We start from the raw sequence: 15,185 nt of genomic DNA, 5'->3' as shown, positions 1-15,185 counted from the left end.
GACCTTTGGTCGAATCGACAGTGTCAGTTCCTCAACCACATGGAGCACATCATGAGCCTGCTTCCCGTACACCGGCGCCACTCGCTCTTCCCCGATCTGACCGATTGGCTGGCCGGATTCCCTGCCGTCGAGAACATTCGCCCGTTCGTCGAGGGCCGCCTTATCCGCGTCGAAGACGAGATGGCCGAGCGCAGCGAACGCCAAGAAACCAAGGGGCGCACGGAGTTCAGCTACGGCTCGTTCGTCCGTTCGGTGGCCCTGCCCGCAGGCGCGAACGAGGACGATGTCGCCGCAACCTACGACAAGGGGATCCTCACCATTGCGGTTCCGGTCGCCGCGGCCACGTCACCGCAGGAAAAGCACGTCGCCATCAAATCGGCCGAGTGACAACACAATCCGGGCGGTTCCAGCACTGGCGCCCGGCGTCTCGCACACGCTTCTGGGCTTACCGCATACCTTTGCGTTTGGGGGCACGGCGTTTCGCTCGGCGAGTCGATGTGCGAGGTGCGCGAAAGGTGTGCGCGGACTCGGCCTGCGTCGATAGGATGGGCATTCGGCCTCTAACCCGGTGCAGATGGCACCCGGTTGGTGAGCCGTAACCGCATCGCGACGCCCGACGCCCGACACCCGACGCGCCGAGACGGTCGGACTGTTCCGGCCGGTGACGATGTGCCCTCGAGAACGGGCGCAAGTCCCATATCGAACGATATCGCGACGGACGACACTCGCGGTATGACCGATAGCAACCACTCCTCAGTCCCCTCCGTGCCGGACCATCCCACCGTGTTGGCGGCCATGCGGCTGGCCAGCCGGGCGCCGTCGGTGCACAACACCCAGCCGTGGCGCTGGGAGTTCGACGGCACTCGGCTGCATCTGCGCCGCGACAACGACCGGCTGCTGGGCGCGGCGGACCCGCTCGGCAGGCAGTTGGTGATCAGCTGTGGCGCGATGCTGCACCATGTGCGCACCGCGTTCGCCGCGCAGGGTTGGCACACCGACACCACACGCCTGCCCGATCCGGAGCAACCCGATTACCTCGCGGTCATCGACTTCCGCCGGTGGCCCGACCCACCGGACGGTGTGCTCGCTCGCGCTCGCGCCATCGATCGGCGGCATACCGACCGGCTGCCGATGCTGCCGCCGACCGACTGGCCGCAGTTGGTGCACACCGCGCGCATGCTGGTGACATTCCATGATCTGGAGCTGTCCGTCCTCGACGACAGCGTCCGCTCCCGACTCGCGGCGGCATCTGAGCAGGCCACCGCGATGCGTCGATACGATATGGAGTACCAGTCCGAATTGCGTTGGTGGGCTGGACATTCCAGTGGTCCGGAGGGCATTCCGCGCAACGCGCTGGTCTCCGATGCCGAATCCGCCCGCGTCAGTGTGGGACGCAAATTCCCGTCCGCGCCGCATTCGGCCCGCCGCGACAGCCTCGAGGACCAGTCGCGACTGCTGATGCTCAGCTCGATCACCGATTCCCAAACCAACTGGCTGTACACCGGCGAGGCGCTGTCCGCCCTACTACTCGAGTGCACCGCCGCCGGATTGGCGACCTGCGCACTGACCCATATCACCGAATTACCCACCGGTCGAAAGGCCCTCGCGAGCCTGCTCCCTCATCCCGGCGTGCCCCAGGTCGTGATCCGCATCGGCACAGCGCCCGACGACGAGGCCGAGATCCCGCCGACGCCGCGACGCCCCCTCGCTGACATCCTCACCGTGCGCTACTGAGCGGCACCGCCCGCTCACCGATATCCTCACGACTTAACACCAGCTGGCCGAGTACAACACCTGCCGAACCCGGCTGTGGCTGTGGCCCCCAGCCGCAGCCCGCCCCAAATCAAACCGGCAGGCCGAATTCCGCCACGGCGATGGATCACACTCCCGCGATGTCGCGGCGGTCGAAGACCGGCAGGGCGGCCACCAGCGCCACCGCACCCGCCAGCACCAGCCAGCCGTATGCCGCAGGCAGCCCGGCGCCGAGTGGGCCGCCCTCGATCGCCTGATGGAACGGCGACGCCGGTCCCCATGGCCGCACGGCCTCGACCAGTTTGCTCGCGACGTAGAGCACATACGCGCCGACCGCGAACACCGACGTGACGGCGAGTGCCACAGTCCGTTTACCGGTGGCCGCGCCGACAGCCAATGCGAGCCAGCCGAATTCGATGCCGAGCAGCACCATCGACAATGCTCCGGTCAGCGCGGCGCCGATTGCGATGTCCAGGCCGAAGATCACCGAACACACTACGATCGCACCGAACAGCACCGCACCCAGCGTGAGCACGGCGGTCGCGAGCACGGCCGCCTGTTCGAGCGCCAAGCGCACGGGCGAGACCCTGGTCACCAAGAGCACCTCGAGTGTGCCGAGTTCCTCTTCGCCCGCGATCGCCCGCGCGCCGCGGCTGATCGCGAAGACCAGGAACAGGATCGGCAGCAACATACTGAACAGCTCCGCGTTCAGGAAGCCGGTCCCGGTGCCGAAGGTGTCCAGATTGAACAGCTTGCGCAGCGGCTCGGGATAGTTCTGCAGAAACTCGCGCATGCCGGCCATATCCGAGATCGACGGCCACAACGCGCTTTCCATCAGCACGAGCGCGACGATCCCGATGCTCCAGCCGATCAGCCCGCGCCGCTGATCACGCAGACTCTTCAGATAGACGTTGCGCAGCATGGTCTTTCACTCCTGTCCGTAGTAGGTGAGGAAGACCTCTTCGAGATCCGGTTCATGGCTGACAATGTCGACCACGTCATAGGGCGCGACGGCCTTGATCAGTTCGGCGGTCGAACCGTCCACGTCGATGTGCACGGCGACGGCGCTTTGCTCGACCCGCCGCACGCCATCGATTCGGCGCAGCGTGCCGAGGTCCGGTGGCTCGCCGGCGAAGGTGAGGTCGATACGGTGGCGTGCCTGGCTGGTCAGCTCGGCCACCGAGTGCTCGGCGATCACTCGTCCCTCCCGCAGGATGGCGACGGTGTCGGCGACAGCCTGCACCTCCGAGAGCACATGGGAGGACAAGAAGACCGTGCGTCCGGCGTCGCGGGCTTCGCGCACCATCGCGAGAAATTCGCGCTGCACCAAGGGATCCAACCCCTGCGTCGGCTCGTCGAGCACCAGCAGATCCGGCTCGGACATGAACGCCTGCACGATGCCGACCTTCTGCCGGTTGCCGTGCGACATCGCGCCGATGCGGTCCGCCGGGTCCAGGTCCAGCCGCTTGACCAGCTCGTCACGTACCGAGGGATCGACATCGCCGCGCAGGTTGGCCAGATACTCGAGGTACTGCTGTGCGGTCAGATCCTGGTACGCGACGAATTGTCCGGGCAGGTACCCGATGCAGCGCTGGGCGGCCTCGCGGTCACGGACCGTGTCCGCACCCTGTACCCATGCAGTACCGCGAGTGGGGCGCATGAGTCCGACCAGGATCCGAATCGTGGTCGTCTTGCCCGCGCCGTTGGGTCCCAGGTATCCGAAAACGACCCCGGACGGGATCCGCAGCGTCACATCGACCAGCGCGGGTTTGCGGCCGTAATATTTCGTCAGCCCGTCCATCCGAATCATCGGGGGCACCTTCTTTCGCACAGGCGGCGAGACGCCGATTATCTCGACTATCCGCTGGCGTAGGTCCCTGTCCCAGAGCCCGAGGACCCGCTCACCGAGGACGTTCGTCCCCGCTCGCTACGCGGCGCACTGCCACGGCCGTCACATCGTGCTCGGGGTAACCGGTCGGTTCATCGGTCTGCGCCGAGATCAGTTCCTTGACCGGGCCTGCGGAAACAAGGAGTTGCTCATCGCAGGCAAAGTGGGGCCATATCGGCCTGGCCACCGGTTACTGGTGAGGTCAGGTACATGCACGGAGTCTGGCCCGCCGTTGTGATAGCCACACGCACCTGATCCCAGGTCGGCGTATCGAGCGCCGAGCTGCGGGCCAGGACGAAGCCCGACAGCCTACTCGGATCAGTGACCAGCGCCCACGAATAGTCGGGGCCGAGTGCAGTGACAATGTAGTTCGTCGGCCCGTCGACCCGATCCTGACCGGGTACGGTCGGAAAGCTGACATGCAACTGCGCACGAGTCACCGGATCGTTGACCTTTGCGGTACCACGGATCTCGTTCCGACCGCCGGACCAGGTCGTGCACGAGTTGTACACGGCGATATTCCCCTGTGGGTCCAGGGTGTAGTCGGCGCGGCTATCGCGAGCGCATTCGAGGTTGAAGAACTGCGGTACAGCGGCAAGCTGATACCAGGTTCCCAGGTATCGACTCAGGTCGAGCGATTCCACCGGCGCGGGGCCGACGCCTGGTTGCGGCGCGGCGGCGGTGCCACCTGCGAACAGCGGCGTGTACGCGGCAATCCCCCCAACCACGAGGCCGATTATGCGGCGAATCACTCGATGTGATGTCACTCCTACTCCTCGGGTCGACGACATACCAGCGATAACAACCTGCCCGCCCCATTAGTTCATAAGGCACGCGCTGCGGGTCAGGGCATTCGGCGCGGCCTGGACGAGAAGTGAACTGCCGCAGCGTCTTCCCGTGCGTGCAACTCCTCGGCGGTGATCACGTGGGAGTCCGGGCCCGGGAAGATCAGCGCGCGGTGCCCGCTGTCGGTCCAGTGCACCAGATACGGTGGTGAGCCGTCGGCCGAAGGCACCTCCTCGATCAGTCCGCGCCGAGGAGTGTCATCAATGTGACGCCCCTCGACGATCAACCAGTTCCCGGGTTCGGCGTGCATGGTCCAATCCTCCTCAGCCGACCGACTCATCGACATCGCCGTGCTTGGTCAGTCCGGCGGCGGGAGCCCGATCTGCCCTCAACCGCTCGGCGAACCACATGGCCGCCACATAGGCGGCCCGCTGCGATATCCGTGGCTCGGCCGACTCGAGACCGTGCCCGGCCAGCACGGTTACCCGATGCTCGCACCGCATTGCTGCGGCTGCACGATGGTTGACGGTGCGCACGCGGATGTCGAGGCCACCGACAAGGAAAAGCGTCGGTGCGATGACATCGCCCAGCCGCGCACCGGCCAGGTCGGGTCGGGCGCCCCGCACAACCACGGCGCGGACCTTGTCGCGCGGTTCCCCCGCCGCCCACAGCGCGGCAGGCGCTTCGGAGCCGGCACCGAAGTATCCGACCGGAAGCTCCCGGCATATCGATGAACTCCGCAACCACCGGCGAGCGATGGCGAGGCGACTGCCCAGCAGTTCGACGTCGAAAACCTTGGCGCCATCGATCGCCTCGGCCGATGTCAGCAGATCGATCGACAACGTCGCCAGGCGATGTCCGGCGAATCCCTCGACCACGAAGGTATTGCGTGGGCTGTGCCGGTTGCTCCCACTGCCGTGTGCAAAGACGACAATGCCCATGGGGTGATCCGGTACCCGCAGATGTGCGGCGAGTTCGACCGCGCCCACGGGGATCGCCGCCTCTTGGTCGCCCACCGAATGCGGTGCGGCCATCGCGACTGTTGTCATGACGGGCCAACCTCTCTGTGCCGCTGCTCATCGGGCGCCGGATCGCAATCGCGGGTCGACTCGAGCAGGCGGGAACGGTATTCGAACCGGCCGATCCGGCCCGTCTGCAGTTCGGCGGGTAACGCCTGCTCCACATCCAGCGCCCGCCGAACCTGTCCCGGATCGGCCCACTCGACGGTCAGTCGCGCAGGGAGCCGCGGCGGCGAATCATCGACCTCAACCGATGTGCCCGGACCGGCGCTGCGGGCAGCTATCCGCCCCGACCGGGCGCCGGGACCACGCTGCTCACCGCTGCCGGAACCGCGAGCCGACCACAGCACCGCCAACACCGTCGGGAACCCGATCATGGCCACGACACCTGCGATCATAATGAACCTCCCGGTCCCGCCCACCGTCCCTACGCCCCGTAAGGGAGCCATCGGCGGACATCACCTGACTGTCGATTCCACCTGCTGGCCGAGCGCCCGAGTAGGGCATCCTGTAGTCCGCTGCATCGACTGTCGGCCTGTCCTGAGTGACCAAAGTCCCTTGGCCGGGCGAAGTTCCGGCGAGGTGACCAAGGACCTCCGATTGCATGCGCAATGCCTGTCGCGGCAGGCACCCACGCGCGGCACACTCGGTGGTGTGAGCGCAGGCGTCGGTGGCGGACGCACCCGGTCTCCAGACTGTTGGCATTCGTATCACTGGGCTGGGTCGCCGAGGTCACCCGGAATTCGTCGATCAGCGACGACAACGCAACCCGTGTCCGTGCACGGCCGAGGGCATCGCGCTCAGGTCCAAGCCATGTGTGATGAGCAGGCCACGCCCCCGCCGCGCCGCGGTGTCGGCGGCCCAGCGCACCGCGGGGTCCGCGGCCTCGGTGCCGTCGATTCCGACGACCACCATCGCCGAGGCCAACTGATGCGGGTCGGCGGCGGGCGGACCATCAGCGCCGGAAACGGGCGGATTATTGCTGTCGGACATGGGATTTCGTGCCTCTCTAGCGCTGATGTGCCACTGCGGGAGCGCGGCCCGGGGCCGTCACTTCGACGTGCCGACCTCGGACTGGACCGCGGCAATCGGACCCAGTTGGGCGACGAACCAGTCACGGGCCAGCTCGGCGACCTTCTCCAGCGCACCCGGTTCGGCGAACAGGTGAGTGGCGCCGGGCACTACCGCCAGCACGGTTTCGCACGACATCGCCGCTTGCGCACGCTGATTGAGCTCCAGCACGACGTTGTCGTGACCGCCGACGATGAGCAGTGTCGGCGCATGGACATCGGCGAGCCGGTCACCCGCCAAATCGGGTCGGCCGCCACGGGACACCACAGCGGCGATCTCGACCTGCGGATCGGCCGCCGCCGACAACGCCGCACCGGCTCCCGTGCTGGCCCCGAAGTAGCCGATTCGCAAACCGGCGATGTGTTGTTGGCGCGTAAGCCATTCGGTGACCTCCACCAGTCGCCGCGCCAGCAGTTCGATATCGAAGACCCGCGCCCGGTGGATTTCCTCCTCGACCGTGAGGAGATCGAACAACAGTGTCCCCAGACCCGCCTGATTCAGCACGCTCGCCACGTAGCGATTGCGCGGACTGAACCTGCTGCTGCCGCTGCCGTGCGCGAATACGACCATCCCGATCGGCCGCTCCGGAATGGTGAGATGTCCGGCGAGCTCGACCTTTCCGGCGATCACCCGCACTTCGTCGTCACGCAGTGGCGGATCAGCCGTCAGAACCGTCAACGGCGCGGCCACTCGCTCGGCAGCGCGGCGAAGCAGCTCGGTCACCTCGCTATCGGAGGTCTGACCGAAACGGTAGTACCACTGGCCGACCGCGTGGAGCCGCGACGGTTGTTCGAGACAGATCACCTCGTCGGCCTCCTTCGACAGGGCGGCCAGCGCATCCGGGGCGCCGACCGGAACCGCCAGCACGATCCGAGCCGCACCCTGTGCCCGCACCATTTGGCAGGCCGCACGAGCTGTGGCCCCGGTGGCGACACCATCGTCGACGATGATCACGGTCCGTCCCGCCACCGGAATTCGCGGGCGCTCGCGCCGGTATCGTTCGCCCCGGTTTCGAAGTTCTTCGCGCTCACGGTCTTCCACGGCCGACATGTCTACAGTGGTGACCCCCGCCCCCTCGATGACGGGTTCGTTGAGTACTTGGACACCCGCTTCACCGATGGCGCCGAATGCCAACTCCGGCTGATGTGGAACCCCGAGCTTGCGCACCACGATCACATCCAGCGGCGCACCGAGGGTGCGTGCGACTTCGAACGCGACCGGCACACCGCCGCGCGGCAAGCCGAGCACGACGGCATCGGTATCGTGTAATTGCCGCAGGCGCGCCGCGAGTCGTCGGCCCGCATCGCGTCGATCGAGAAATGCCATCGGAAACCTCCTTGCCGGACCACTCCAGATTCGCGAACCAGCGCGCACACCGGAAGATCCCGACGTCGCCCACCCAAGGGTCGTTGGTCCTTTCGGCCGAGCGCCACCCTGGCAGTCGTCACTCGGGTCATCCGTCGCCTGTCCTGAGCCGCCTCCGGTGGATGACATTGGTCAACGCCGCCACTACCCGGTGGCCCTACCCCGTGCACACGGCTCGGCGGACAGTAAAGGTGTGGCTACCGGAAAACCGCGGAACGCGCGGTGCTCGTCGTGTACGCCACCGCTGGGATCCAGCGCTGAGTCGCCGAGTTCAGCGCGGCACGGATGCGTCAGTCGCGCCTACGCCAACGCACCTCTGACGAACGCCAAGCGGCCGAGTAGGCCGCCGAGGAGTGAGGACCGATGGGTACCAGGGCCGACTACAACACCATCGTCGTCGGCGTAGACGATTCCGCGACAGCGTTGAATGCGGCGCGCTGGGCGGCCTACCTCGCCAGCGCCCTGCACGCGCCACTGCTGATCGCCCACGCGCTGCCGCACCCGCGCACCGCCGCGCAGCAGCTGGCCGACCGTGTCCATGCACCCCACGCATACGACGCCGCCACCGAAACCCTGGGTCGCACTTGCCGACTCGTCCGCACCTGCGACCCGCAACTGACGGTCGACGCGGCCCTGCCCGATGGCCCGCCCGCCAAGGCGCTCGTGGAGCTGAGCGCGCACGCCCGCATTGTCGTGGTGGGTGCGCAGAGCGCCTACGAGGAACGGCTGATCGGGCCGACCACCGTGCATGTCGCCGAGCATGCGCACTGCCCGGTCGGGGTGTGGCGCGGTGAGAACGGCAGGCCCATTCCCCGTGGTAAGCCGGTGGCGGTCGGCGTGGACGGGACCGAACTCAGCATCCCGGCCATCGCCCACGGTTTCGAGATCGCCGCAGCGCTCGGGGTGCCGCTGACCGCGGTGCACTGCTGGCCCTCGCGCATCGAACCGGTGGGCCACCATCTCGACCGCGGCGAACACGAACGTACCCTCCTGGCCGAGTCCTTGGCCGGCTGGCGCAGGCAATACCCGGATGTCGAGGTCATCGAGATGCCTGTCCCCGGCCTGGCCCGCTCCGTGCTGAACGAGATAGCGCAGAATGCGCAATTGCTCGTCGTCGGCAGCCGCGGCCACTCCACCGCGACGGCTCTGTTGTTCGGTTCGACCACTCGAGATCTGCTCCACCACGCCAGCTGCCCTGTCCTGGTGTGCCGATCTTGAGGCGTGTGACGCATTGCGCGGACTATCGCGGACTGGACTGATCACGGCCAGCTCCGTCGATCACTGACGATCCGCTCGGCCGGAGCCGACTCCCCAGCAACCAGTCGCCTCATCCGATACGGTCGGTGCATGTTCGGCGCACGCGAATCGGCTCGCCTGCTCGAAGTGGGCTCATTCGACCGCGGTAAGGAAGTCGACGCATGAGTCGATCGATTCCATGCGGGCGTAGTCGGCCTCGTCGATCCGGACTCCGGTTGCGCGCGTGAGCTTTTCGATGAAGGTCAGGAAGTCGAGGGAGTCGAGGTCCAGGGCGGCGCGGAGGAGCTCGGTGCGCGGCAGGGCAGCGAGTTCGGCGTCGGAGGCGAAGCCGCGCAGTGCGGTTCGGACGACGGTGTCCGCCTCCTCACGGGACAGTGTTCGCGACATGGTCGTTCACGACCTTTCCTTTTCACAGCTGCTCCGGATGTTGGAGCAGATCGGCGATCGTATTCAGGAAGCGCGCGCCGACCGCGCCGTCGCTGGCCCGGTGGTCGGCCGCCAACGTGGTGGTCACCTGTGGTCGTACGCCGAGCAATCCGCCGACAGCGCACGGGCGTTCGGTAACCGCGCCGAAGCCGACAATCGCGACTTGCGGTGGTGGGATCACACCGAGCACCGATTCCACCCCGAGCTCTCCCAGATTGGTCACGGTGATGCTGGCGGGGACGGTATCGGTGGAACGCAGCCGGGCTGCTCGGGCGCGGGTGACCGCTTCGCGTAACCGGGCCATCAACTCCGGCAGCGACATCGTCCCGGCGTGCGCCAGGGTAGGGGCGATGATGCCGCCGCCACGCAGCGAGACGATCATGCCGAGGTCGACGGTATCCGCCGGGCGGAATCCGTCATCGACCCAGTGCCCGTTGACCGCGGGCACCGCACCGGCGGCCAGCGCGGTCGCCTTCAACAACAAGGCCGCCATGATGATGCGGTCCGGTACCGGTGCCGCCCGATTCAACTCGGTCAGCCAGTCGGTGGCGACACCGACGTCGATCGTCGTGGACAGGTAGTAGTGCGGAATGGTCTGCTTGGAGCGGGTCATGGACGCCGCGATCGCTCTGCGCATGGCCGTCTTATCACGTTGCGCGGGCGGCGCAGACTCCAGCGGCGCTGGTGGTACTTCATGGGGCACTGGTGTTTTCACGGCATTGTCGGCGGTAGCAGTCGCGGTGACGGCCGCTCGGATATCGGCCGCGCGAATGGCCCCGTCCGGACCAGTGCCGCGCAACGCCGACAATTCGACGCCGAACTCATGTGCCAGCCTCCTGGCATATCCCGACGCCCGCGCACGGTCACCCACGGGAATGCGGCTCGACATTGAAATCGATTGTGTGCCAGCGCTTCCTAGGACCTCACCGGTCACCGTGTCACCTGCCGCGGCACGTTCCACATCGGCACGAAGGATCCGCCCACCGGGTCCCGAGCCCTTGACCGTAGCCAGGTCGACGCCCATCTCCTGCGCTAACCGCCGAATCAACGGTGTCGCATGCACATCCGAATCCGCCGCCGCCAACGCGGCCGCGCTCTTGCGACCACCGGTCGGCGACTTGGCCGCCCGCCGGGATCGCTTGGCCTTCGGTTCGGCCCGCGCCACCGATTGCCCGACAGCCGCAGCCTCGGCCGGAGCGCGACGCGCCCGCTGCCGCACGGCCTTGGGTGGCGCAGCCGACCCCGAGATTGCCGAAGCAGGTGCCGGTTCCGACGCCGATGCGAGTCCGGATGCCGGCGCGGACACCGTCACAGACGACGCGGGGCCGGGTGCCGGTGCACGCACCGCAGATCCCCGGCGGTGCGTAGTCGAATTATGGTGTGCAGGTGCATGTTTCGCGACGCCATTCGGCTCGATCGTCGCCAGTACACTTCCGACCGGAACCGTCGTACCCTCGGCAACCAGGATCTCACCGATGACGCCGTCGGCGAAGCATTCGACTTCGATGGCCGCCTTGGCCGTATCGACCTCGGCCACGATATCGCCGGTGTGCACCACATCGCCGGGATGCACCCGCCACGACAGCAGAGTGCCCTCCTCCATATCCGCGCCCAGTGACGGCATCCGGAATTCGGCCATTCAGCTCACCACCCGGCGCACCGCCGCGACCACATCGGCGGCCTGGGGCAGCGCCGCCTCCTCCAGGTGTTTGGCGTAGGGTATCGGCACCTCGGCGGTACATACCCGCTGCACCGGGGCGTCGAGTTCGTAGTAGCCGTATTCGGCCGTGCGGGCAGCGATTTCGGCGGCGATGCCGACGCTGCGCCAGCCCTCGTCGACCACGACGAGCCGGTGCGTGCGCGTCACCGAGTCGAGCAACGTCTTCTCATCCAGCGGGCGCAGTGTGCGCAGGTCGATGACCTCGGCCTCGATGCCATCGGCGGCGAGTTCCTCGGCGCCCGCCTGCGCCACCCGCAGCGTGCCGCCGTAGGCGACCAGCGTCACGTCGGTGCCCGCACGACGGATCACCGCACGATCAATATCGGTCGCCCCCGCGTCGGCGGGCAATTCCGCGTCGAGGTTGTACAGCGAGGACGGCTCGAAGATCAACACCGGGTCCGGGTCCTGCAGTGCGGGCCACAGCATGCCGCGAGCATCTTCGACCGTCGCGGCCGACAGCACACGCAGACCGGGGATATGCGCGTAGAACGCCTCGAGGCTGTGTGAGTGCTGGGCGCCGAGCTGGCGACCAGCGCCGGTGGCCATCCGGATAACCAGCGGCACCGACAGCTGTCCACCGGACATGTGCCGCAGCGTCGCGGCGTTGTTCAGGATCTGATCCAGCGCGAGCAGGCTGAAATTGACGGTCATGATTTCGACAATGGGCCGCAACCCGCCGAGCGCGGCGCCGATGCCCGCGCCGACGAAGGCCGATTCGCTCAGCGGCGTATCCCGGATCCGGTCCGGACCGAATTCATCGAGCAGACCGCGGCTCACGCCGAAACAGCCGCCGTAGGCGCCGACATCCTCGCCCATGAGGAATACCCGATCGTCGCGAATCAGCGCCTCGCGCAAGGCTTCTCGCATGGCATCGCGATAGGTCGTCATGACCGCTCCGTGTACACAAAGCGGGTGAGATCGCCCACAAGTTCGAAGGGCGCGGCCTCGGCCGCAACGATGGCGGCATCGACCTCGGCGTCGGCCTCGGCCTGCAGCACGGTCAACCCGTCCTCGGGCAGCTCCCCGGACGCGCGCAGCTCGGCGAACAGTTGCGGGATCGGGTCGTGTTGCTGCCACTGCGCGATCTCGGCTTTATCGCGGTAGCGGTCCGCGTCGTACATCGAGTGGGCGCGGAAGCGGTAGGTCCGCAACTCCAGGAAGCACGGACCGCCGCCGGCGCGAATGGACTCCACCGCGCGCCGCGCCCCGTCGGCGACAGCGAGTGCGTCCATGCCGTCGACCGGCCAGGCGGGCATGCCATAGGACGAGGCGCGCAACGCCAGATCTGTGGCCGCGTGCTCGCTGGCCAGCGCGGTCCCCATCGCGTACCGGTTGTTCTCGCAGGCGAACAGCACCGGAAGTCGCCACAGCGCGGCCAAATTCAGGCATTCATGGAATTCGCCCTCGGCCACCGCGCCGTCGCCGAACAGGCAGACCGTCACCATCGGACGGTCCCGCATGGCATCGGCCAGGGCCAGCCCGACCGCGATCGGCAGCCCGCCGCCGACGATCGCGTTGCCACCGTAGAAACGCCGATCGGCATCGAACAGGTGCATCGACCCGCCGTGCCCACGACTGCAACCTGTTGCGCGGCCGTACATTTCGGCCAGTATCGACTCCATCGAAAGGCCGCGGGCCAGCGCGTGCCCGTGCTCGCGGTAGGTCGAGACCACCGCGTCGTCCGGACCGATCGCGCCGAGCACACCGGCCGCGACCGCCTCCTCGCCGATGTAGAGATGCAGGAAGCCGCGGATCGATCCGGCGCTGTAGAGCTGCACACAGTGTTCCTCGAAGCGGCGGATCCGCACCATCTGCCGCAGCAGCTCGATGCGTTCGTCTTTATCGAGCGTCGACCCGTTCATGACGCACCCTCCAGCGTCGAGGTATCGCCTTCGGGCAAGCCGAGCTCGCGGGCCTTGAGCAGTCGGCGCATCACCTTGCCGCTGCGGGTGTGCGGCAGACTCTCGGTGAACTCGATCTGCTTGGGAGCCACCGCGCCGAGGGCTTTGCGGCCGAATGCGGTCAACTCGTCACGCAGTTCCTCCGACGCACGATAGCCGGGACGCAATAGCACGAACGCCTTGACCAGTTCCCCCGCGACCGGATCCGGTGTGCCGATGACACCAGCCTCGGCGACCGCGGGATGCTCCATCATCGCGCTCTCCACCTCGAACGGCCCGACCAGATGACCGGCGGATTTGATGACGTCGTCGGCGCGGCCGACGAACCAGTAGTAACCATCGCCGTCGCGGCGGGCCAGATCGCCGCTGAGATACCAGCCGCCCGCGAAACACCTTGCGTAGCGTTCGGATTCGCCCCAGTACCCGCGGAACATAGACGGCCAGCCCGGACGCAGCGCCAGCTCGCCGACCTCCCCCGAATCGGCAGGCGTGACAACGCCGTCGACGATCATCGCGCGACCATCCGGGCCGCGCTTCAGCGTGGTCGCCTCGATACCGGGCAGCGGTCGGCCCATCGAACCCGGACGCACCTGCGTCGCGGCGAAGTTGGCGATCATGATCGCGCCGGTTTCGGTCTGCCACCAGTTGTCGTGCACTGGGCGACCGAGCACCCGTTCACCCCACACCACGACCTCTGGATTCAGCGGTTCCCCCACGCTGGTGACGAAGCGCAGTGCCGACAGATCGGTGCCCTCGGGCAGCCGGTCCCCATACCGCATCAGCATGCGCAGCGCGGTCGGCGCGGTGTACCAGACCGAAACCCGTTGCGCTGTGAGGACGTCGTACCAGCGGTGCGCGTCGAACTCCGCCTCGTCACTGATCACGGTCGCGCCGAGGCACAGTGGGGCGATCACGCCATAGGACATGCCGGTCACCCAGCCCGGATCGGCGGTGCACCAGAAGGTGTCACCTGCGCTCAGATCGAGGGCATAGCGGGCGGTGACCCGGTGTGCCAGCACCGCACCGTGAACATGCAAGGCGCCCTTGGGTTTCCCGGTGGTGCCGCTGGTGAAATGCAGTAGCGCCGGGTCGTCGGGGCCAGTGCGGGCGATCCGGAATTCCGGGCTGGCGACGGCCATCGCGGCGGCCAGGTCGTCGGCGTACATTTCACCGGTCTCGGTCAGCCCGTCGGTGATCAGCACAGTGCGCAGCGCGGGCACTTCGGCGCGAATGGGGGCAACCTTCTTGCGGTACAGTGCCGTCGAAGTGACCAGAGCCGCCGCCTCGCTGATCGCCAGACGCTGCCGCACCGGTTCCGGACCGAAGGCCGAGAACAACGGCGAGACCACGCAGCCGACCTTCAACGCGCCCAAGATGGCGATGTACAGCTCGGGGGTTCGCCCGAGCAGGACGCAGACCCGCTCACCGCGACCTATCCCCAACCCCTGGAGACGTTCGCGAATCGATTGGTTGCCGCAGCCAGCTCCGCGTAGGTCAGCACCACCTCGCCGCCCGCGGCAGGCAGCCAGCGCAGCGCAGGCGTCTGCGCGGCCGGACCTTCGGCGTGCCGATCCACCGCCTCATAGGCGATGTTCAGCCCGCCACCGGGCAACCCGGCGAGTTCAGATCGCGCCTGCTCCCAGGAGAATTCGCGACACGCTCGGTCATAGTCGACGAGATTGGCCAGCGCCCGCTCGGACTGCGGCTTCTCGATCGGCGTCCAGCCGAACGCTCCGCTCGTCGACGCGCCGACCGGGACCATATTCGTCATACCCTCATCGTCTGCGCCGCCACCGCCGCACGGCAGAGTCCCCGGGCCCACACCTGTCGCCGAATTCGACACGAAACGTCCACCACCTCGAGGACTTCCGGCCCTGTCCGAGCACCGGCCCGATCAGTCCGCGCCACCGCAGCCCGAAACCGGGACCATCGGCTCACGCAGGGGCAACCTTCGGCCCTTGGATAGCGGTTGCGCTGGACACAGGCTGAGCGATAAGAAC

Annotated in this window: 15 protein-coding genes and 1 pseudogene; 3 read left to right on the top strand and 13 right to left on the bottom strand. The window is 67.3% G+C overall.

Annotation, left to right across the window (positions count from 1 at the left end):
* Positions 1-48 precede the first annotated feature (48 nt).
* The gene (locus OIE68_RS04405) at positions 49-387 is read left to right on the top strand and encodes an Hsp20/alpha crystallin family protein (RefSeq protein WP_327101569.1); all 339 of its coding nucleotides are present in this window, start codon (positions 49-51) and stop codon (positions 385-387) included.
* Between the two features lie 345 nt (positions 388-732).
* Positions 733-1,734, top strand: coding sequence for an Acg family FMN-binding oxidoreductase (locus OIE68_RS04400; protein WP_327098114.1), 1,002 nt, complete (start codon positions 733-735; stop codon positions 1,732-1,734).
* A 145-nt stretch (positions 1,735-1,879) separates the two neighbouring features.
* Here the strand turns inward: OIE68_RS04400 and OIE68_RS04395 are convergent, their stop codons facing one another.
* The 8 genes from OIE68_RS04395 to OIE68_RS04360 form a co-directional block, all read right to left on the bottom strand.
* On the bottom strand, positions 1,880-2,674 hold the full coding sequence (locus tag OIE68_RS04395) for an ABC transporter permease (RefSeq protein ID WP_327098113.1): 795 nt from the start codon (positions 2,672-2,674) through the stop codon (positions 1,880-1,882).
* Positions 2,675-2,680: 6 nt separating this feature from the next.
* Positions 2,681-3,562 (bottom strand): ABC transporter ATP-binding protein, encoded by an 882-nt coding sequence (locus OIE68_RS04390; RefSeq protein ID WP_327098112.1) that lies wholly within the window; start codon positions 3,560-3,562, stop codon positions 2,681-2,683.
* A gap of 227 nt (positions 3,563-3,789) precedes the next feature.
* Positions 3,790-4,407, bottom strand: a complete 618-nt coding sequence (locus tag OIE68_RS04385; protein WP_419150674.1) for a lipocalin family protein — start codon at positions 4,405-4,407, stop codon at positions 3,790-3,792.
* Between the two features lie 77 nt (positions 4,408-4,484).
* Positions 4,485-4,736: a DUF1918 domain-containing protein gene (locus OIE68_RS04380; RefSeq protein ID WP_327098111.1), complete on the bottom strand. Its 252-nt coding sequence runs from the start codon at positions 4,734-4,736 to the stop codon at positions 4,485-4,487.
* 13 nt (positions 4,737-4,749) lie between these two features.
* Positions 4,750-5,475, bottom strand: a complete 726-nt coding sequence (locus OIE68_RS04375; protein WP_327098110.1) for a hypothetical protein — start codon at positions 5,473-5,475, stop codon at positions 4,750-4,752.
* Positions 5,472-5,843, bottom strand: a complete 372-nt coding sequence (locus OIE68_RS04370; protein WP_327098109.1) for a hypothetical protein — start codon at positions 5,841-5,843, stop codon at positions 5,472-5,474. Before OIE68_RS04370 ends, OIE68_RS04375 begins: the two co-directional genes overlap by 4 nt.
* A 352-nt stretch (positions 5,844-6,195) precedes the next feature.
* The gene (locus tag OIE68_RS04365) at positions 6,196-6,438 is read right to left on the bottom strand and encodes a universal stress protein (protein ID WP_327098108.1); all 243 of its coding nucleotides are present in this window, start codon (positions 6,436-6,438) and stop codon (positions 6,196-6,198) included.
* A gap of 57 nt (positions 6,439-6,495) precedes the next feature.
* Positions 6,496-7,842, bottom strand: coding sequence for a phosphoribosyltransferase family protein (locus tag OIE68_RS04360; protein WP_327098107.1), 1,347 nt, complete (start codon positions 7,840-7,842; stop codon positions 6,496-6,498).
* A 402-nt stretch (positions 7,843-8,244) separates the two neighbouring features.
* On the opposite strand from OIE68_RS04360, the gene OIE68_RS04355 reads away from it, so the two are divergent.
* A complete protein-coding gene (locus OIE68_RS04355; protein WP_327098106.1) occupies positions 8,245-9,099 on the top strand; it encodes a universal stress protein in 855 nt (284 codons plus the stop codon).
* Positions 9,100-9,270: 171 nt separating this feature from the next.
* Here the strand turns inward: OIE68_RS04355 and OIE68_RS04350 are convergent, their stop codons facing one another.
* From OIE68_RS04350 to acsA, 5 genes and pseudogenes are all read right to left on the bottom strand, one after another.
* Entirely contained in the window at positions 9,271-9,525 is a 255-nt protein-coding gene (locus OIE68_RS04350; RefSeq protein ID WP_327098105.1) for a phosphopantetheine-binding protein, read from the bottom strand.
* 22 nt (positions 9,526-9,547) lie between these two features.
* Positions 9,548-11,203, bottom strand: coding sequence for a 2-oxo acid dehydrogenase subunit E2 (locus tag OIE68_RS04345; protein ID WP_327098104.1), 1,656 nt, complete (start codon positions 11,201-11,203; stop codon positions 9,548-9,550).
* Positions 11,204-12,172, bottom strand: coding sequence for an alpha-ketoacid dehydrogenase subunit beta (locus OIE68_RS04340; RefSeq protein WP_327098103.1), 969 nt, complete (start codon positions 12,170-12,172; stop codon positions 11,204-11,206).
* Positions 12,169-13,146 (bottom strand): pyruvate dehydrogenase (acetyl-transferring) E1 component subunit alpha, encoded by a 978-nt coding sequence (gene pdhA / locus OIE68_RS04335; RefSeq protein ID WP_327098102.1) that lies wholly within the window; start codon positions 13,144-13,146, stop codon positions 12,169-12,171. The genes OIE68_RS04340 and pdhA overlap by 4 nt, the downstream gene beginning before the upstream one ends.
* Positions 13,143-14,947 (bottom strand): annotated as a pseudogene (acsA, locus tag OIE68_RS04330) (acetate--CoA ligase). The gene pdhA and the pseudogene acsA overlap by 4 nt, the downstream one beginning before the upstream one ends.
* Positions 14,948-15,185: the final 238 nt, after the last annotated feature.

This window comes from Nocardia vinacea (assembly GCF_035920345.1).
Classification (GTDB): Bacteria; Actinomycetota; Actinomycetes; order Mycobacteriales; family Mycobacteriaceae; genus Nocardia; species Nocardia vinacea_A.
The sequence above is the reverse complement of the archived record's forward strand: the minus strand, read 5'-3'. Positions and strand labels throughout refer to the sequence as shown.

What these genes read in the sequence shown, in the direction of transcription:
- OIE68_RS04360 (WP_327098107.1), bottom strand. Translation starts at nt 7,842, where the DNA reads ATGGCATTTCTCGATCGACGCGATGCGGGCCGACGACTCGCGGCGCGC.
- OIE68_RS04350 (WP_327098105.1), bottom strand. Translation starts at nt 9,525, where the DNA reads ATGTCGCGAACACTGTCCCGTGAGGAGGCGGACACCGTCGTCCGAACC.
- pdhA (WP_327098102.1), bottom strand. Translation starts at nt 13,146, where the DNA reads ATGAACGGGTCGACGCTCGATAAAGACGAACGCATCGAGCTGCTGCGG.
- OIE68_RS04365 (WP_327098108.1), bottom strand. Translation starts at nt 6,438, where the DNA reads ATGTCCGACAGCAATAATCCGCCCGTTTCCGGCGCTGATGGTCCGCCC.
- OIE68_RS04340 (WP_327098103.1), bottom strand. Translation starts at nt 12,172, where the DNA reads ATGACGACCTATCGCGATGCCATGCGAGAAGCCTTGCGCGAGGCGCTG.
- OIE68_RS04355 (WP_327098106.1), top strand. Translation starts at nt 8,245, where the DNA reads ATGGGTACCAGGGCCGACTACAACACCATCGTCGTCGGCGTAGACGAT.
- OIE68_RS04400 (WP_327098114.1), top strand. Translation starts at nt 733, where the DNA reads ATGACCGATAGCAACCACTCCTCAGTCCCCTCCGTGCCGGACCATCCC.
- OIE68_RS04370 (WP_327098109.1), bottom strand. Translation starts at nt 5,843, where the DNA reads ATGATCGCAGGTGTCGTGGCCATGATCGGGTTCCCGACGGTGTTGGCG.
- OIE68_RS04345 (WP_327098104.1), bottom strand. Translation starts at nt 11,203, where the DNA reads ATGGCCGAATTCCGGATGCCGTCACTGGGCGCGGATATGGAGGAGGGC.
- OIE68_RS04390 (WP_327098112.1), bottom strand. Translation starts at nt 3,562, where the DNA reads ATGATTCGGATGGACGGGCTGACGAAATATTACGGCCGCAAACCCGCG.
- OIE68_RS04380 (WP_327098111.1), bottom strand. Translation starts at nt 4,736, where the DNA reads ATGCACGCCGAACCCGGGAACTGGTTGATCGTCGAGGGGCGTCACATT.
- OIE68_RS04395 (WP_327098113.1), bottom strand. Translation starts at nt 2,674, where the DNA reads ATGCTGCGCAACGTCTATCTGAAGAGTCTGCGTGATCAGCGGCGCGGG.
- OIE68_RS04375 (WP_327098110.1), bottom strand. Translation starts at nt 5,475, where the DNA reads ATGACAACAGTCGCGATGGCCGCACCGCATTCGGTGGGCGACCAAGAG.